17 protein-coding genes are annotated in these 16,482 nt (G+C 63.4%); 10 read left to right on the forward strand and 7 right to left on the reverse strand.

Going from position 1 to position 16,482, the window contains the following annotated elements:
- Positions 1 to 124: 124 nt before the first annotated feature.
- From KIT02_RS15720 to KIT02_RS15735, 4 genes are all read right to left on the reverse strand, one after another.
- Positions 125 to 748 carry an HAD family phosphatase gene (locus KIT02_RS15720; RefSeq protein ID WP_297579747.1) on the reverse strand — a complete coding sequence of 208 codons (624 nt, stop codon included), beginning with the start codon at positions 746 to 748 and terminating at the stop codon, positions 125 to 127.
- 70 nt (positions 749 to 818) lie between these two features.
- The gene (locus KIT02_RS15725) at positions 819 to 1,427 is read right to left on the reverse strand and encodes a TadE/TadG family type IV pilus assembly protein (protein ID WP_297579749.1); all 609 of its coding nucleotides are present in this window, start codon (positions 1,425 to 1,427) and stop codon (positions 819 to 821) included.
- Positions 1,424 to 1,987, reverse strand: coding sequence for a TadE/TadG family type IV pilus assembly protein (locus KIT02_RS15730; protein ID WP_297579752.1), 564 nt, complete (start codon positions 1,985 to 1,987; stop codon positions 1,424 to 1,426). The genes KIT02_RS15725 and KIT02_RS15730 overlap by 4 nt, the downstream gene beginning before the upstream one ends.
- Before the next feature lie 113 nt (positions 1,988 to 2,100).
- Positions 2,101 to 2,550, reverse strand: a complete 450-nt coding sequence (locus KIT02_RS15735; protein WP_297579754.1) for a pilus assembly protein N-terminal domain-containing protein — start codon at positions 2,548 to 2,550, stop codon at positions 2,101 to 2,103.
- A 367-nt stretch (positions 2,551 to 2,917) separates the two neighbouring features.
- On the opposite strand from KIT02_RS15735, the gene KIT02_RS15740 reads away from it, so the two are divergent.
- From KIT02_RS15740 to KIT02_RS15775, 8 genes are all read left to right on the forward strand, one after another.
- On the forward strand, positions 2,918 to 3,124 hold the full coding sequence (locus tag KIT02_RS15740) for a Flp family type IVb pilin (RefSeq protein ID WP_297579757.1): 207 nt from the start codon (positions 2,918 to 2,920) through the stop codon (positions 3,122 to 3,124).
- Positions 3,125 to 3,247: 123 nt separating this feature from the next.
- The gene (locus tag KIT02_RS15745; RefSeq protein ID WP_297579760.1) at positions 3,248 to 3,748 is read left to right on the forward strand and encodes a prepilin peptidase; all 501 of its coding nucleotides are present in this window, start codon (positions 3,248 to 3,250) and stop codon (positions 3,746 to 3,748) included.
- Positions 3,749 to 3,969: 221 nt separating this feature from the next.
- On the forward strand, positions 3,970 to 4,920 hold the full coding sequence (gene cpaB / locus KIT02_RS15750) for a Flp pilus assembly protein CpaB (RefSeq protein WP_297579763.1): 951 nt from the start codon (positions 3,970 to 3,972) through the stop codon (positions 4,918 to 4,920).
- Between the two features lie 11 nt (positions 4,921 to 4,931).
- Positions 4,932 to 6,347, forward strand: a complete 1,416-nt coding sequence (locus KIT02_RS15755; RefSeq protein WP_297579766.1) for a type II and III secretion system protein family protein — start codon at positions 4,932 to 4,934, stop codon at positions 6,345 to 6,347.
- Between the two features lie 27 nt (positions 6,348 to 6,374).
- Positions 6,375 to 7,649, forward strand: coding sequence for an AAA family ATPase (locus KIT02_RS15760; protein ID WP_297579769.1), 1,275 nt, complete (start codon positions 6,375 to 6,377; stop codon positions 7,647 to 7,649).
- Between the two features lie 38 nt (positions 7,650 to 7,687).
- The gene (locus KIT02_RS15765) at positions 7,688 to 9,178 is read left to right on the forward strand and encodes a CpaF family protein (RefSeq protein ID WP_297579772.1); all 1,491 of its coding nucleotides are present in this window, start codon (positions 7,688 to 7,690) and stop codon (positions 9,176 to 9,178) included.
- A gap of 2 nt (positions 9,179 to 9,180) precedes the next feature.
- Positions 9,181 to 10,158, forward strand: coding sequence for a type II secretion system F family protein (locus tag KIT02_RS15770; protein ID WP_297579775.1), 978 nt, complete (start codon positions 9,181 to 9,183; stop codon positions 10,156 to 10,158).
- 16 nt (positions 10,159 to 10,174) lie between these two features.
- On the forward strand, positions 10,175 to 11,185 hold the full coding sequence (locus KIT02_RS15775; protein WP_297579779.1) for a type II secretion system F family protein: 1,011 nt from the start codon (positions 10,175 to 10,177) through the stop codon (positions 11,183 to 11,185).
- A gap of 285 nt (positions 11,186 to 11,470) precedes the next feature.
- Here the strand turns inward: KIT02_RS15775 and KIT02_RS15780 are convergent, their stop codons facing one another.
- Positions 11,471 to 12,241 carry a tetratricopeptide repeat protein gene (locus KIT02_RS15780; RefSeq protein WP_297579782.1) on the reverse strand — a complete coding sequence of 257 codons (771 nt, stop codon included), beginning with the start codon at positions 12,239 to 12,241 and terminating at the stop codon, positions 11,471 to 11,473.
- A gap of 136 nt (positions 12,242 to 12,377) precedes the next feature.
- Between KIT02_RS15780 and KIT02_RS15785 the strand changes: the two genes are divergently transcribed.
- Positions 12,378 to 13,727, forward strand: a complete 1,350-nt coding sequence (locus tag KIT02_RS15785; protein ID WP_297579786.1) for a M17 family metallopeptidase — start codon at positions 12,378 to 12,380, stop codon at positions 13,725 to 13,727.
- Between the two features lie 64 nt (positions 13,728 to 13,791).
- On the forward strand, positions 13,792 to 14,718 hold the full coding sequence (locus KIT02_RS15790; RefSeq protein ID WP_297579789.1) for a helix-turn-helix domain-containing GNAT family N-acetyltransferase: 927 nt from the start codon (positions 13,792 to 13,794) through the stop codon (positions 14,716 to 14,718).
- Between the two features lie 3 nt (positions 14,719 to 14,721).
- On the opposite strand, the gene KIT02_RS15795 is transcribed toward KIT02_RS15790, so the two are convergent.
- Together KIT02_RS15795 and KIT02_RS15800 are read right to left on the reverse strand one after the other, a co-directional pair.
- Positions 14,722 to 15,396, reverse strand: a complete 675-nt coding sequence (locus KIT02_RS15795; protein ID WP_297579792.1) for a YqaA family protein — start codon at positions 15,394 to 15,396, stop codon at positions 14,722 to 14,724.
- An 85-nt stretch (positions 15,397 to 15,481) separates the two neighbouring features.
- Positions 15,482 to 16,420, reverse strand: coding sequence for a glyoxylate/hydroxypyruvate reductase A (locus KIT02_RS15800; RefSeq protein ID WP_297579802.1), 939 nt, complete (start codon positions 16,418 to 16,420; stop codon positions 15,482 to 15,484).
- Positions 16,421 to 16,482 lie beyond the last annotated feature (62 nt).

Below are 16,482 nucleotides of genomic sequence, written 5' to 3' on the forward strand. Positions count from 1 at the left end.
CGACCTTGTCCTTCGACAGGCTCAGGACGAGGTCTGTTGAAAGCTCAGGAAGAGATCTAAGGAAACACCAAGCGCGTGGCAGACCTCATGGTGAGCGTGTCGAACCACGAGGTCGTCGCCAGATCTACTTCGCCTTGAGCGGCAGGCCCAGGGCAATGAGATCGGCGCGCAGGTGCTTGGGATCCTTGAAATGGATGCCATGCATGCCGAACTTGCGGGCGGCGACGATATTGGGTTCGCTGTCATCGATGAAGACGCAGCTTTCCGGCGCCATGCCATAGCGCTCGCAGAAGACGCGGTAGAGGCGCGGGTCGGGTTTGACCAGGCCCTCGAGCCCCGAAACGATGACGCCATCGAATTTTTCGAGGAAGGGCCACTCGCCCAGCCGGGTCATCCATTTCTCCCAGGAGAAATTGGTGATGGCGAAGGTGGGAATGTCCTGATCGATCAACTCGTTGTGGATGTCGATCGTGCCCTGGATGAACGGGCCGAAGGTCTCGGTCCAGCGCTCGTCGAAAGCCTTGATCTCGCGCCAGTATTTCGGGAAACGCGTCACCAGCTTCGCCACGCCCTCGGAATAGAGCTCGCCGGCATCGAATTCCAGGTTCCAGTCGCCCGTGCAGATGTTCTGGTGGAACCAGACGGCCTCTTCTTCGGTCTCGAACAGTTTCCGGAACAGGTAGAGCGGGTTCCAGTCGACGAAAACGCCGCCCAGGTCGAATACGGGAATGATGGTGTCGTCGTGCATGGCCCCAACCGGATAACGGAAAGATGGCTGGCTTGTGCCACGGGCACATTGCCGCCGCAAGGCGCCGCGATCAGTTGAGGGCGATGGAGCCGCCGAACCGGGGCATGAAGTAGCTGGAGCGGTGCAGGTTGACCGCCTGGTCGATGACGATGCCGAAGAGCGGCGTATAGGAATAGGAGGCTTGGGCCGCAATCACCGTGCTGTCCAGGGCGATGGCGATCATCTCTTCGGGCAGCGGATAGCTGTCGCCGGGACTATATTCCTCGCCGACTTCGTAGGTGCCTTCCACGAATACTCCGTCCTCATATTCGCCGCCATGATACTGGCGCGACCACAGAACCGAGGTTTCGCCATCGGAGCTGACGGAAATGGCCGTCACCACTTGCTCGACCGGCGCCGATGAATAGGGGGTCATGATGCCGCCGGCGGCGCGGAAGTAATCGCGCATCTGGCTCGAGGTCAGCGACACTTCCGACCGCGCGACCAGATCGCCGATGGCGCCGGACACCGACTGCACCTTGCGGTCCATGGAGATGAGTGCGCTGGCCTCCAGCGTGCCCACATAGATGAACAGCAAGACCGGCAGGATGAGCGCAAACTCCACCGCCGCCGCGCCCCGTTCGGAGAGGGCAAGCCGGTGCAGCAGGCCAAGCATGGCAGCCAGGGGACGCGCGCTCATGTAAAGGGCTCGTTCTGGAACACGGTCGCCGTGCCGAGCAGGCGCGACCCGTCGGGCAGGTTGCCAACGCCAAGCGCGCCAAACTGCAGCACGATGGGATATTTGTAATAGACCTGAACCAGCATGACGCTCTTGCCGGCGCCGGAGGTCCAGGCTTCATCGACATTCCAGGCGCATTCACCCTCGCAATCGGCGTCAATCGGGCTGGCAACGCCGGCGGAGGCGAAATTATTCACCTCGGTCACCCGGATATGCATGGCGCTGCAATCGGGAAACATGCCGAACAGCCGGCCACAGACCTGGCTGCGGAAAGTGGCGAGAGAATTGCCCATGTCGCGCACCTCGCCGGTGCGGATGATGCGCGAGGCGTCATAGACGGCGCTTTCCAGCACCTGGCCGGCGAGAAAAACCACCGAGGTCTGAAGGATAGCGGCGACGAGGGTGAAGAACGGCAGGGCCAGGAGGCCGAACTCGACGGCCGTGGCGCCGCGCTCGTCGCGCGCCAGTGCTCCGGCTCTGCCGAATAGACCCGTCTTTCGCCTGTTGGTGTGCTTGCCCATGGTCCGTGCCGCTTGATCCGGCCCGAGACTAGGCGTTGCATGGCTAACCGATGGTTAGAGGCAAGCGCGCAACCGCGCCTGTCTGCGCTTTCGGTAAAGGCGGGGTTAACGGCCTAGTTTGCAGCCGATTGCATCAATTGCGAGGACGCCAGCGCCTGGTTGGAGAAGACCCCGTCGTCGCCCATCATCAGGACGGGCTGGCAGGTGGGCGCGCAGGCCAAAGTGGTGCGGCTTTGCCCCTGATAGACCGTCATGACGCCGGCCTGCATCTGTGCCACTTCCACCAGCGTATCGGCAATCGGCTCGCCGACGCTGTCGAGCACGATGAGATTGGTCTGCCCATAGCTCTTGCCGGTCAGGATGAGTGTGGTCGGATCCTGGATGGTCACATCGGCGATGCCGGGATTGCCGATGATCACCGTTGCCGCCGGAGCGCTGATGCGCAGCACGCGGGCCATGTTGACATTGACCGTGATCGGGATGCCGTCCTGTGCCAGGGCCGGCAAGGGCGCCATGGGCGCAATGGCGGCGAGGACGAAGAGGGATGCGGCAAAGCGGGACATGGCTCGATCCGGATACTGATACGCTGCCGCCAGCTTCCACTGGAATGGTAAATACTTGGCAAATTTTGCCACGAACCCGCCTTGGCGGCCCGGCTTTCAGTATTGGGAGTGGCGGGGTCGAGTGGGTCGGGTCCGGCGCTCTACTATAGAAGATAAGGGGAAGTGCATAGCGGGCTGCACATTCCTAAACATTTAACGATGCAAGTAATACATTGATCACCAAAAGAAAACTGCTTGCCCTGCAGCGGTTTGGCGGCATCCGGATTAACGCTATCTCAAGAAGTGCCCGATAGCTTTTGGCCATGTTCATTGTGTGACGTGTCCGACAAAAGGCGTCACTCGAGAACGTGTAAAAAGGAGCCTGGGAATGAACATTTTCGCACGTTTCGCGCAGGACGAGTCGGGCGCGACCGCAATCGAGTACGGCCTGATCGCCGCACTTATCTCCGTTGGTATCATCCTGGCCGCACAGGCCCTGGGTGGCAACCTCGGCACTCTGTTCAATAACATCTCCGGTGTTATTGGCGACAATATGGACGTGGGCGGTGAAGCTGCGGTAGATCCGGACGCATGATCGCCATCTAATTGGTGAGTTGTTGCAAGGGGAGGATCGCAAGGTCCTCCCCTTGTCACATTTGAGCTTTCTTAACAGGGTTGCGCCACAGTGAGGCGACTGATCCGAACGAGGAGATGGCCCATGTCCATGCTCGCCCTGCTGTTTTTTCCGCTGATGCTGGCCATTGCGGCATTCTCCGATCTGTTCACGATGAAGATCTCCAACAAGCTGGTGCTGCTGCTGACCGTCGGGTTCCTCGTGGTGTCGCTGGTGGTGGAAATGCCGCTGCAACAGTTTGCAATGCATGTGCTGTGCGCTCTGGTGGTGCTGGTTGTCGGCTTCGGCCTGTTCGCGCTGCGCTGGATCGGCGGTGGCGATGCCAAGCTCGCCGCGGCCACCACGCTCTGGCTCGGTTTTGGCCTCACCTTACCCTATGTAGTCTATGCGGCGCTGTTCGGCGGCGTGCTGACCATTCTCTTTCTGGTCTTCCGTGGCCTGCCCATGCCGGTGCCGGCCGGCCGCTATGCCTGGTTCGATCGCCTGCGCGACCGCAAGAGCGGCATTCCCTATGGTGTCGCGCTCGCCTTGGCCGGTCTCATGATCTACACCAATACGGGTATTTACGAACGCCTGATTGCCTGACCGGTAGTCGATCAACAGTCAAACGGGTGCCGGCATTAGTGCTGGCGCCCGTTTTGCTTTGAATTTGGCGATGGCGAGGCCGGGGATTCGCAAAAAGCGAGCATTCATAGATTGTTAACGCAATCCCGCAAGCCCTGATTAACTAAACTTTGACCCTTTGACTGCATAGTCGGCACCGTGGAATTGGGCCCTGACGCCCATGGTGTATCCGGAGTGTGGTCATGAAACCGGCGCGTATCATCCTGTTGTTGGTCGCCCTGCTGGCAGGGGGCCTCGCAGCATTTCTGGCAACGCGCGGCGGCCAGGCACCGGCCCCCAGCCGCCAGGTCGTCACCGAAGTCGTCCAGGAAGCCAAAACGCAGATCCTGGTGGCCAAAGGCCCCATCGGCATCGGCGAGCGCCTGACGGCGCCGGGTGTCGAGTGGCAGGATTGGCCGGAAGGGGCGCTGCGCCCTGAATATGTCACCATTTCCGCCATGCCCGACGCTCCGGCACAGCTGACCGGGGCCGTGGCCCGTTTCGAATTCTTCCCCGGCGAACCCATCCGCGAGGCCAAGCTGGTCCGCGCCGACCAGGGTTATCTCTCTGCGGTCCTGGCCGAAGGCATGCGTGGCGTGTCGGTAGGCGTCGCGGCGGTGTCCAGCGCCGGCGGTTTCGTGGTGCCCAATGACCATGTCGACGTGGTGCTGACCACGGCAACCAGCTCCGGGCAGCGCTCGGAAGTCATTCTCTCCAATGTGCGGGTGCTCGCCATCGGCAAGCGCCTGGGCGAAATGGGCGCCAGCGGCGGGGACGCCGAGGGCGCGAAAGATAGTCCGACCCCGGTGACCTTCGACAAGAGCACCATTGCCACGCTCGAACTGGACCCGGTTCAGGCCGAAACCCTGATCAACGCCTCGATGCGCGGCCAGCTCACGCTGACCCTGCGCTCAGTGGTCGATTTCAACAAGGCCGAAGTCGAACGGCCCACCACCGCCAACCAGGCCGTCCGCCTCATCCGCTACGGCAAGGAACAGAGCGTGATGGCCGGCAATGCGGCCATGCCCGGAAGCACGGTCACGCCGGCGGCCAATTTCGACGACAGCGCCATGGACGAGCCCATGGTGACGACCGAAGAACCCACGGCCGAGATGGCGCCGCCGCCCGCTCTGCCCCAGGTCCTGCCGCAATAGGGGCGAGAAACATGACCATAAAGACCACAAGGGCCTCATCCATGCTTTCCCGCTTCACACGGGCTGCGTTCCTGGCCGGTGTGCTGGGCGGGGCTGCGCCAATGGCGCCGGCCCTGGCGCAGCAGACCGCCGCGCAGGTTGCCATTCCCGCCACCGCTTATGGCGCGACCCGGGCGCTCGATATCGAGCTCAATAAATCCATGCTGGTCGACCTTCCGGCCGGCGTCGCCGAGGTCATCGTGTCCCAGCCCAATGTCGCGGCCGCCATCATGCGGACGCGCACAAGGGCCATTCTGCAGGGCATTACCGGAGGCAATACCAATGTCTTCTTCCTCGATGACAATGGCCGCACCATTCAGGTGCTCGATCTCAATGTCATCGAGGAGCCCTCGCAGGTCGGCAATGCGCTCGAGGCGGCGCTGGCCCGCGTCATCCCCGGGTCACGCATCCGGGTTGAATCGGTCACCCTGGGCGGCGGCACCAATCGCGTGGTGCTGACCGGAACGGTGCTGTCCTCCGAGGATCGCGACCGCGCCATGGCCGTGGCCGTGCAGTTTGCCGGGGCGCCCGAAAACGTCGCCAGCATCCTCGATGTCGCCGGGGCCCAGCAGGTCATGCTCCAGGTCACGGTTTCCGAAGTCAAGCGCGACGTCGCCAAGCAGTTCGGCATCAATCTGGGCGCCGCGTTCAGCGTCGGTACCACCTCGCTCGGCTTCAACAGCGAGCCGATGAACAACACCTTCACCAATTCGGGTGCCTCGGCCAGCTTCAGTCTCGGTGGCGTGGACATCACCGCCGCCATCCGCGCGCTTGAGGCGCGGGGCGCGCTGCGCGTCCTGGCGCAGCCGGTGCTGACGGCGCTGTCCGGCGAGCCGGCCAATTTCCTGGCCGGTGGCGAACTGCCCTACACGACCTATGATCCGGCCAACCAACAGCAGACCGTGCAGTTCAAACCTTATGGCGTCGAGCTGAAGTTCACCCCTGTGGTGCGCTCGAACGGCTCGATCTCGCTCAAGGTCGATACGGCCGTCTCGGAACCGCAGGCCGATTTCTCCATCACCAAGCGGCAGGCGGCGACTTCGGTCGAATTGCCATCGGGCACGACCCTGGCGATTGGCGGCCTGCTGCAGGAAACCTCGCGCCAGCAGATCAACCAGATGCCGGTTCTGGGCAATATTCCGATCCTGGGCGCGCTGTTCCGCTCCCGCGATTTCCAGACCGAGCAGACCGAGCTGGTCATCCTGGTTACGCCCTATCTGGTCAATCCAAGCCCGGCCGGGACCATCGCCGTGCCCACCGACAATTCCTTCGTGCCCAGCGATGCCGAGACGGTTTTCCTGGGGGCCATCGAGAAGCGGTACGGCGTGTCCAGCACCGGCGAAATGCGTGGCGGTTTCGGCGGGTCGGTCGGCTTCGTGCTCGACTGACCGGCTGCCAAAAGGAGTTTTGTGTAAATGAGTTTCCTGACCCCTGAGCAGCCCGAAAAGGTTGAAGAGGCCGCAGCCGAGATCGCCTCGGGTGCCCGGCTGGTGCCGCGCATCACCATCCAGGCCTTCTGCGAGAACTCCCAGACGGCGCAGCTGATCGAAACGGCCATGTATGACCGGCGCATGTCCAAGGCGGCGCTGACCACCCACAATGGCGGGCTCGATGGCGCGGTGGAAACCTACAAGGCCAATCCCACCCCCAATCTCATCATCGTCGAAACCACCCTGCAGCCCGATGAAATCATCGCCTCGCTGCAGCGGCTGGCCGAGGTCTGCGATGCTTCCACCCGGGTCATCGTCATCGGCCATGTCAACGATGTGCAGCTCTATCGCGAGCTGATCCGCTCGGGCATTTCCGAATATCTGGTTCTGCCAGCCACGGCCCAGACCATCGTCACCGCCATTACCGAGCTCTATGCCTCCGAAGGCGCCAGCCCGATCGGCCGCACCATTGGCTTCGTATCCGCCAAGGGCGGCGCCGGCGGCTCGACCATCGCGCACAATGTCGCCTGGTCGATTGCCACCATGTTGCGGCAGGACTGCCTGATCATGGACATGGACCTGCCCTTCGGCACGGCCGGCCTCAATTTCAACCAGGACCCGCCGCACGGCCTGGCCGACGCGGTGCTTGCCAGCCAGAAGGTCGACCAGACCATGCTGGACCGGCTGATGAGCAAGGCGGCCAGCCACATCAATCTGCTGACGGCACCGGCGACGCTGGATTCGACCTGGGACTTCGAGGAGCGCGATTTCGAGCAGATCATCGAACTGTGCCAGAAATCGGTGCCGGTCATCATTCTCGACATTCCACACGCCTGGAACGCCTGGACGCGCCAGACCATCGCCGCGCTCGACGAACTGGTCATCGTGGCCGAACCGGACCTGGCCAGCCTGCGCAATGCCAAGAACCTGGCCGATGCGGTCAAGTCGATGCGGCCGGCCGAAAAGGCGCCGAGCCTGGTTATCAACAAGCTGGGCGTACCGCGCCGGCCCGAGATCAATGCAAGCGAGTTTGCCGGCTCGGTGGAATGCAATCTGATCGGGCAGGTGGGCTTTGACGCTGCCCTGTTCGGTACGGCCGCCAATAACGGCCAGATGATCGCCGAAGTCTCCTCCAGCAACAAGGTGCTGGATGTGTTCGGGGCTATCGGCATGCATGTCACGGGGCGCAACAGCACACATTCCGGCGGCAAGTCCGCCAGCCTTCTCAAGCTGCCCTCGCTCTTCAAGAAGCGGGCCTAGCGGCACCGGGAGCGGGATAGACCAGGGATATCGGGACCATGTTCGGCAAGCGCACCACATTCGGCGGCAATACACCTGGAGTTGCAGAAGCACCCCGGCCGGTGCCCAGCGGCGCGCCGGCGACGCCACCCGCACAGCAGCGCCGCTCCAGTGATCGCGACGATATCGGCGCGCGCATGCGCACCACAGACGAGGTGCTCGACGTGCGTGCGCCCGCCGATGCGCAGCGCGCCAAGGAATATTTCCAGACCAAGTCGGCCATTTTCAACGCGCTGATCGACTCGATCGATCTCAGCCAACTGGCTACCATGGAGAGCCAGGCGGCGCGCGAGGAAATCCGCGACATCGTCTCGGAAATCATCGCGCTGAAATCCATCGTCATGTCGATCTCCGAGCAGGAAGACCTGCTCGAGGACATCTGCAACGACGTGCTCGGTTATGGCCCGCTGGAGCCCCTGCTGGCCCGCGACGACATCGCCGACATCATGGTGAACGGCAGCCAGAAGTGCTATATCGAAGTGGGCGGCAAGGTGAAGCTCACCAATGTCCGCTTCCGCGACGACGCCCATCTGATGAATGTCTGCCAGCGCATCGTCAGCCAGGTCGGCCGCCGTGTCGACGAAGGCTCGCCCATATGCGACGCGCGCCTGCCCGACGGTTCGCGTGTGAACGTCATTGCCCCGCCCCTGGCCATCGATGGCGCCGCGCTCACCATCCGTAAGTTCAAGAAGGACAAGCTGACCCTCCAGCAGCTGGTCAAATATAATTCGATCTCGCCCGAAGGCGCCGAGGTGCTGCGCATCCTGGGCCGGGTGCGCGCCAATGTGCTGATTTCGGGCGGTACCGGCTCGGGCAAGACCACGCTGCTCAATTGTCTGACCGCCTTCATCGAGAAGGACGAGCGCGTCATCACCTGCGAGGACTCGGCGGAACTGCAATTGCAACAGCCGCACGTGGTGCGCCTTGAAACAAGGCCGCCCAATCTCGAGGGCGAAGGCGAGATCACCATGCGTGATCTCATCAAGAACTGCCTGCGCATGCGCCCCGAACGCATCATCGTCGGCGAGGTGCGCGGACCCGAGAGCTTCGACCTGTTGCAGGCCATGAATACCGGCCACGATGGCTCCATGGGCACGCTGCACGCCAACTCGCCGCGCGAAGCCCTCAGCCGTCTCGAATCCATGATCACCATGGGCGGCTATTCGCTGCCCAGCCGTACCATCCGCGAAATGGTGGTGTCCTCGATCGACGTGATCGTCCAGGCCGCCCGCCTGCGCGATGGCTCGCGCCGCATCACCCACATTTCCGAAGTGCTGGGCATGGAAGGCGATGTCATCGTCACCCAGGACATCTTCGTCTATGACATCATGGGCGAAGACGCCAATGGCATGCTGATCGGGCGGCACCGCTCGACCGGCATCACCAAGCCCAACTTCACCGAACGCGCCCGCTACTTCAACGAAGAAGCCAACCTGGTCGAGGCCCTCGAAAAGGCCAATATCGAGCAGCACGAAATTCTGGGCCGCTGAAGATGGGCACCACGCTTCTCCTGGCAATCCTGGCCATGGTCACCGTCGGCGCCGCCGGCTTTGCACTGGTGCCCTCGGCACTGGGCAACAAGCGCGCCGAGCAGCGCAAGAAGGCCTTTCAGGGCGATATCCGGGCCAATCGCCAGGCCGCGGACGTCAACCGCACCCGCGAAAGCCGTCGCAAGACGGTGCAGCAGGCGCTCAAGGCCCAGACGCAGGAGCTCAATGCCAAAAAGCGCCTCACCGTCTCGGACATGATCTTCCAGGCTGGCATGAAGATCACGCCGGCCGTCTATCTGCGCAACTCGATCATCTTCGGGGTGGTGCTGTTCGTGGTGCTGTTCGTGGCGCAGGTGCCCTATTACTTCGCCGCCGTCTTCGGCGTCGCGGGTGGCTATCTGCTGCCGCGCATGTATGTGATGAACCGCCGCAAGCGCTACCAGAACAAGTTCCTGGACGAATTGCCCAACGCCATCGAAGCCATCGTGCGCGGCGTCAAGACCGGCCTGCCGCTCAACGATTCCATGCGCGTGGTGGCCAAGGACACCAAAGAACCGGTGAAATCCGAATTCGGCCGCGTGCTCGACCAGCAGAGTTTCGGATTTTCGATGACCGAAGCGGTGCAGGTGCTCCTCGAACGGGTGCCGCTGCCGGAAGTGAACTTCTTCGTCGTCGTGATCTCGGTGCAGCAGCAATCGGGCGGCAATCTCAGCGAAGCTCTGGGCAACCTGGCGCGCGTGCTGCGCAATCGCAAGCAGATGAAGGCCAAGGTCAAGGCCATGTCCTCCGAAGCCAAGGCTTCGGCAGGCATTATCGGCTCGCTGCCGATCGTGGTGGCCATCCTGGTATCGATCGTCTCGCCGAGTTACCTCGCGCCGCTGTTCACCACCAATATCGGCCTGGTCTGCCTGGGTGGCGCGGTAGTGATGATGTCGGCGGGCATTTTCATCATGTATCGCATGGTTCAGTTCGAGATCTAGGGCGGGGCACCTCGGCATGAATATCGTCGATCAACTCGTGCAGCGCGATTTCCTGATTGCGGTCCTGGCTGCAGTGTCGGCCGCGGCCGTGGTGTTCACCTTCGGCTCGTCCTTCCTCGGCCGCCGCGACATGAATGACCGCATCAAGCGCGTGGCGCTCGATCGCGAACGGATGCGGGCCGAGGAAATGGCGCGCCTGCGCGGCAATACCAACCAGGACCCGCGCGCCAATATCCGGCGCAATGCCGAGGCCAAGTCCTATATGAAGCGCGCCGTCGAGCGCTTCGATCTCAAAAAGGCCTTCCAGGACGAAAACACCGTCGACAAGCTCGCCATGGCCGGGCTGCGCGGGCAGGGGGCGCTGACCACGTTCCTGTTCCAGCGCTTCGTCACCCCGATTGCCGTGTTCGCGATCGCCGCCGTCTATCTGCTGGTGCTCGCCCCGGGCGACCGGCCGACCTATATCAACCTGGTTTATGCCATCGGTGCAGGCCTGCTTGGCGCTTATCTGCCGCTGGTCCTGCTCAAGAACAAGACGCAGAAGCGCCAGGCCTCGATCCGCCGCGCCTGGCCGGATTGCCTGGACCTCATGCTGCTCTGCGTGGAATCGGGCATGTCGATGGAACATGCGTTCAAGCGCGTGGGCAAGGAAATCGGCTCGCAAAGCCCCGAACTCTCCGAAGAGCTGACCCTCACCACGGCCGAACTGAGTTTTCTCGAGGACCGCACCCGCGCCTATGACAATCTGGGCCGCCGCACCGGGCTCGATAACGTCAAGGCCGTGATGACCGCCCTGATCCAGGCGGATCGCTACGGTACATCCGTGGGCCAGGCCCTGCGCGTCATGGCCGAGGAAGGCCGCGAGGCCCGCATGATGGAAGCCGAAAAGAAAGCCGCCTCGCTGCCGCCCAAGCTCACCGTGCCGCTGATCGTCTTCCTTTTGCCGGTACTGTTCATCGTCATCCTCTCGCCGGCCATGATCAAGGTGTTCACCGGCTCTGTGGCCTCGACGATCGGTGGCGGTTGAGGGCATTGGGGCGCGATTGCCCCCGCTCCACTGCGTCACCCCGGCGAAGGCCGGGGTCCATGTCCGAGCCCGTCCACGAACACTCGAGCCGCTGGCATGACCCCGCATGGATTCCGGCCGTCGCCGGAATGACGCAGTGTGTTGTCGTTGGATTGCGGCAAGAAAGACGCACCTTCGACGCCGATCTGAACGTCAAGTTTTGGGCAATTGCGCGGGGAAGCTCTATGATCGCAACGACGTCCGTTGCAGACCGACGACTCAGGTCGCCCTATGCCGAGGTCTGCTTCAGCTCTTTTCGATCAGATCCCAGCGGTTCTGCTGGGTGAGCAGGGCGCGGACATAGGCCATGTTGGACTCGACCTGTTCGGGCGGCAGTTCGGCTGAGTAGAGGGCGCGGGACTCGCTGAAGCGGCCCTGGAGGCCCACGATAAGCGCCAGGTTCTGCCGTGTCTGGGTATTGGCGCCGCGCATCTGTACGGCCCGGCGCAGGTGCTTTTCGGCGCTGGCAAGGTCATTGGTCATTGCGAAGGACAGGCCGAGATTGGTCTCGATCGAGGCTTCGCCCGGTGCCAGCACGGCGGCCTGCGCATAAATGGCCCGGGCCTCGCCATTGCGGCCCATCTGGTCGAGCGTGGCGCCCTTGACCAGAAGCGCATTCCAATCGGGCGCATCGGGCCGGATGACGGTTTCGAGCACGCCCAGCGACTGGTCGAAATGCCCGGCCGCTGTCAGGGCCTTGGCATAGGCCACGGCCAGGGCGACGCTGTTGGGATTGTGCGCCATGGATTGTTCGAGCGCTGCCATGGCCTGCTGCGGCTGGCCGGCGGCGCGCAGGGCGGCTGCGTAGTGGACAACGACATTGGCATCGCGGGGATTGGCCTTGTAACGGGCGGTCAGTTCCGCCAGCGAGGCCGCGCTCTGCCCGGCCGGGAGCCCCGAATAATCGGCATTGCCCAGATCGCCGCGATTGGACGCACAGGCGCTGAGGGCAAGGGCCGCGACACCTGCCAGAAGCAGGCCGCGCAGGGGCTTGGCAAACCGGACAATGGCGGACAAGGGACGAACTCCGGCCAGCGGGACGAGACGATCCAGCAATAGTTCATTAACCCTAACGGGGGGTTAAGCCGGACGCGGCCGCATTGCCCGGGACGGCGGGCGCGGCTAGAACCATGGGGTCAATGGAGTAGCCCACATGCCCAATCCGTCCGCCCTGCCAGTCGTCTTTGTCGCCGAGAACGGTCTCGATCAATCGGGCCTGTCGGACCGTGACCTGGTCTGGGCCAAGGCCAATGGCTTCCAGGGTCAGCGCGGCAGGCTCCTGCCGCTGCCCGATGCAGCAGGCGGGCTGGATGGCTGGGCCTTTGGCACCGGTGCCAAGGATACGCGGCCTGTCTTCGTCGCCGGGCTGGCCGGTGCCGGCTTGCCGGAAGGTCGCTACCGGCTCGAGGGTGAGGTGGGCGATGCCACGCTCAGCGCCATAGCCTTCCGGCTCGGGGCCTATCGGTTCGAACAGTACAAGAAGAGCGTTGCGGGACCGGAACTGGAGCTGTTCGGCCTCGCCGACGCGGCCGAGGTCAATCGCCAGGTCGAAGGCGCCACGCTGGCGCGCGACCTCATCAACATGCCGGCCAATGATCTCGGCCCCGATGCGCTGGAAAAGCGCATTCGCGAATTTGCCGCCGGACACAAGATGAAGGTCAAGGTGATCGCCGGCGATGACCTGATCAAGCAGCGCTTCCCGATGATACACGCGGTTGGCCGGGCCAGCGCCCAGGCGCCCCGGCTGATCGATCTGACTTGGGGCAAGGCCGCCGATCCCAAGGTGACCCTGGTGGGCAAGGGCGTCACCTTCGATACCGGCGGGCTCGACATCAAGTCGCCGACCGGTATGTTGCTGATGAAGAAGGACATGGGCGGGGCGGCCAATGTGCTGGGCCTGGCCCATGCCATCATGTCGGCCAAGCTGCCGGTGCGGCTGCGGGTGCTGATCCCGGTGGTCGAGAATGCCATTTCCGGATCGGCGTTCCGGCCCGGCGACGTTCTGGCCTCGCGCAAGGGGTTTACCGTCGAGATCGGCAATACCGATGCCGAGGGCCGTCTGATCCTCGCCGATGCGCTGGCGCTGGCCGATGAGGAGGCGCCGGATTTCCTGCTCGACATGGCAACGCTGACCGGCGCGGCACGGGTGGCCCTGGGGCCCGAACTTTCTCCGCTCTATTGTACCGACGACCGGGTGGCCGCGACGATTGTCGAGGCCGGCCGCGCCGCCGAGGACCCGTTCTGGACCATGCCGCTCTGGCCGGGCTATGACGCCCAGCTCAATTCGCGCATTGCCGACATGAACAATACCGGGTCCGGTGGCCATTCAGGATCCATCGTCGCCGCGCTGTTCCTGCGCCGCTTCGTGACCAATGCGGCGGTCTGGACGCATCTCGACATTTTTGGCTGGACCAATGAGGCCCGCCCCGGGCGTCCCGTCGGTGGCACCGACCAGGGCATTCGGGCGATCTATGGATTGCTGCGCCAGCGCTATCCCAGTTGAGCGAGGATATGATTGACAAAGTCAATTAGTTGCTTGATATCGTCAAGCAACCAGGAGACCTGTCATGGCCGATCCCGCTGACGTGGCGCAAATCCGCAGCTTCAATCGATTTTATACCGGTGTCATCGGCCTGCTGGACGAGGGCATGCATGAAACCATGCACAGCCTGGCCGAGGCCCGCGTCATCTATGAATTGGGCAAGGCCGGTGTGACCACCGGCGCCCAGGTGGCAGCGGCTTTGGACATGGACCGGGGCCAGATGAGCCGGCTGATGACCCGGCTGATCGGGCAAGGCCTCGTGGCGCAATTGCCGCGCGGCGGTGACGGACGGGCCTCGCCTGTCGGGCTGACGCCAGAGGGCAGGGCCGTGGCCGCCCGCTTCGACGCCATGAGCGATGAGGTTGCCGCGCGCACTCTGCTCGATCCGCTCACCCCCTTCGAGCAGGCCGATATGATCGGGTCGATGCGGCGCATTCTGGCCATGCTGGCCGAGCCCGATGACGCCCCCATGATCCTGCGGCCCCATCGCGTGGGCGAACTGGGCTGGCTCATCCATCGTCAAGGCCTGCTCTATCATCTCGAACAAGGCTGGACCGGCGAATTCGAGGCGCTGATCGCCAAGATCTATGCCGAGTTCGAGCAGACCCCGCCCAGCCCGCGCAAATCGCTTTGGGTGGCCGATATCGGCGGAGTCGTCGCCGGCTCGGTCTTCGTGGTCCCGGCCAGTGACGCGCCCGAGCGCACCGCACAGTTGCGGGCGCTCTATGTCGAACCGATGTTCCGGGGGCGCGGCGTCGGCAAGCAGCTGGTGCGCCAGGCGGTCAGCTTCGCCAAGGGTGCCGGCCATCACCGGATCATGCTGTGGACCCAGAGTTGCCTCGTTTCGGCCCGCCGCATCTACGAAACCGCCGGCTTCAAACTCACCAGCACCGAGCCGCACCATTCCTTTGGCGCCGACCTGGTCGGTGAGCACTGGCTGCTGGAGCTTTAGCCGTCAACTCCCGGACGGAGTGCCGGCATCGGTTGATTGTTCAATCGTGGTGTCGGGGATGGGCGAGGGCTGCTTGGGGAAGAGCAGCGGCGCGGCGGCGAAACCGCCGATGACGGCGATGATCATCACCCAGCCGGCCCATTTCTTGTGCTTTTCGATGAACTCGCCGGCAACCGGGCCAAAGAAGTAGAAGAGGCCGCAGGGCACGAAGAAGCGCAGGCCACGGCCGATCAGGCCGAAGAAGATGAAGGTCCAGAGGTCAACACCGGCCACGCCACTGGTGATGGTGATGATCTTGTAGGGAATGGGGGTGACCGCGCCCACCATGATCATGAAGGCGCCATTGGCCGCAAAGCTCTCGCGCAATTGCTCGAACCCGGCGCCGGCACCATAGAATTCGACTATGCCCTTGCCGATCGTATCGAACAGGAAATAGCCGATGGCGTAGCCGAAAAGGCCACCCACGACCGAAGATACCGTGCAGATCAGTGCCAGGCGCCAGGCCCGCCGCCGATCGGCGAGGATCATCGGGGCCAGCATGACCTCGGGAAAGACCGGAACGATCATCGCCTCCAGAAAGCAGATCAGCGCCAGGATGGGCTCGGCGAGCGGGTGCCCGGTGGCCGATTTCAACCGCTCGTAGAGGCCCGGCTTGGCCTGGGAAGTCGTGTCTGTCATTCCGCCCTGATCCGTCATTCTTGCCCCTGATCTTCGCGCGGTATCATGGACTTAACCAATGAATTTTGCGTGTCGGCATGACGCCTCAATAGCCGCGGGTGCGATCCACGACATTGACCAGGCCCAGGCCGGCCTCGTTGTCGCGCAGGATCTTGCTGAAATAGCGAACGCCGCTTTTTTCGTCGGAGATTGCGGCGATATGGGGGGTCACATAGCAGTTGTCGATGGCCCAGAGGGGACTGTCCTGGGGGAGCGGCTCGACCTCGAACACGTCCAGGCTTGCCGCACCCAGCGTGCCATCGCCCAGGGCCCGCACGATGTCCGCCTCTTTCTGATGCCCGCCCCGGGCGGCATTGACGATGACCGGCCCGCCGGCAAGATGCGTCCGCCGCAGCTTGCCGAAGGTTTCGTAGTTGAGGATGCCCGTGGTTTCCGGCGTCAGGGGCAGCAGATTGACCAGGATATCGGTGCCCGCGAGGAAATCATCGAAGCCCTGATCGCCCGAAAAAGTCTCGACCCCGTCCATGGTTCGCGGGGTGCGGCTCCAGCTGCGCAGCGCAAAGCCGAGCGGCTTGAGGCGCCGGGCTGCGTCCTGGCCCAGAACGCCCATGCCCATGATGCCGACATTGGTCTCGCTGGCCGACGGCGGATAGAACTGGCTCCAGCGCCGCGCGGCCTGATCGGCCCGAAAGCGGGTGAACTGGCGGTGGTGCATGCTGACCTGCGCCACGACATAGTCGCTCATGCGCTGGCTGAGATCGTCGTCGACGAACCGGACAATGGGAGCGTCGGGCAGTCCCGGGTGACGCATCAGGGCATCGACCCCGGCGCCGAGCGAGAGCACGGCCTTGAGATTATCGAGCCCGTCAAAGGCGTCGGGCTTGGGTTTCCACACGAAGATGTAGTGAACCTGGGCTGGATCGAAGCTGTCGCTGCGCCGCACGACCGGATAGGGGGCAAGGGCCTCGGCAAAAGCCTTGGCCCAGCTGGCCTCGTCGACGTCGGAAAGATGCAGCAGCAGCATGGCGCGGTCCTCGAAGAAAAAAGGGCCGCGCCTAAGAAGCGCGGCCCTGTCATTGTCAGTCC

This window comes from Devosia sp. (assembly GCF_025809055.1).
In the GTDB taxonomy this organism is placed as follows: domain Bacteria; phylum Pseudomonadota; class Alphaproteobacteria; order Rhizobiales; family Devosiaceae; genus Devosia.

What these genes read in the sequence shown, in the direction of transcription:
- KIT02_RS15720 (WP_297579747.1), bottom strand. Translation starts at nt 748, where the DNA reads ATGCACGACGACACCATCATTCCCGTATTCGACCTGGGCGGCGTTTTC.
- KIT02_RS15725 (WP_297579749.1), bottom strand. Translation starts at nt 1,427, where the DNA reads ATGAGCGCGCGTCCCCTGGCTGCCATGCTTGGCCTGCTGCACCGGCTT.
- KIT02_RS15730 (WP_297579752.1), bottom strand. Translation starts at nt 1,987, where the DNA reads ATGGGCAAGCACACCAACAGGCGAAAGACGGGTCTATTCGGCAGAGCC.
- KIT02_RS15735 (WP_297579754.1), bottom strand. Translation starts at nt 2,550, where the DNA reads ATGTCCCGCTTTGCCGCATCCCTCTTCGTCCTCGCCGCCATTGCGCCC.
- KIT02_RS15740 (WP_297579757.1), top strand. Translation starts at nt 2,918, where the DNA reads ATGAACATTTTCGCACGTTTCGCGCAGGACGAGTCGGGCGCGACCGCA.
- KIT02_RS15745 (WP_297579760.1), top strand. Translation starts at nt 3,248, where the DNA reads ATGTCCATGCTCGCCCTGCTGTTTTTTCCGCTGATGCTGGCCATTGCG.
- cpaB (WP_297579763.1), top strand. Translation starts at nt 3,970, where the DNA reads ATGAAACCGGCGCGTATCATCCTGTTGTTGGTCGCCCTGCTGGCAGGG.
- KIT02_RS15755 (WP_297579766.1), top strand. Translation starts at nt 4,932, where the DNA reads ATGACCATAAAGACCACAAGGGCCTCATCCATGCTTTCCCGCTTCACA.
- KIT02_RS15760 (WP_297579769.1), top strand. Translation starts at nt 6,375, where the DNA reads ATGAGTTTCCTGACCCCTGAGCAGCCCGAAAAGGTTGAAGAGGCCGCA.
- KIT02_RS15765 (WP_297579772.1), top strand. Translation starts at nt 7,688, where the DNA reads ATGTTCGGCAAGCGCACCACATTCGGCGGCAATACACCTGGAGTTGCA.
- KIT02_RS15770 (WP_297579775.1), top strand. Translation starts at nt 9,181, where the DNA reads ATGGGCACCACGCTTCTCCTGGCAATCCTGGCCATGGTCACCGTCGGC.
- KIT02_RS15775 (WP_297579779.1), top strand. Translation starts at nt 10,175, where the DNA reads ATGAATATCGTCGATCAACTCGTGCAGCGCGATTTCCTGATTGCGGTC.
- KIT02_RS15785 (WP_297579786.1), top strand. Translation starts at nt 12,378, where the DNA reads ATGCCCAATCCGTCCGCCCTGCCAGTCGTCTTTGTCGCCGAGAACGGT.
- KIT02_RS15790 (WP_297579789.1), top strand. Translation starts at nt 13,792, where the DNA reads ATGGCCGATCCCGCTGACGTGGCGCAAATCCGCAGCTTCAATCGATTT.
- KIT02_RS15795 (WP_297579792.1), bottom strand. Translation starts at nt 15,396, where the DNA reads ATGACAGACACGACTTCCCAGGCCAAGCCGGGCCTCTACGAGCGGTTG.
- KIT02_RS15800 (WP_297579802.1), bottom strand. Translation starts at nt 16,420, where the DNA reads ATGCTGCTGCTGCATCTTTCCGACGTCGACGAGGCCAGCTGGGCCAAG.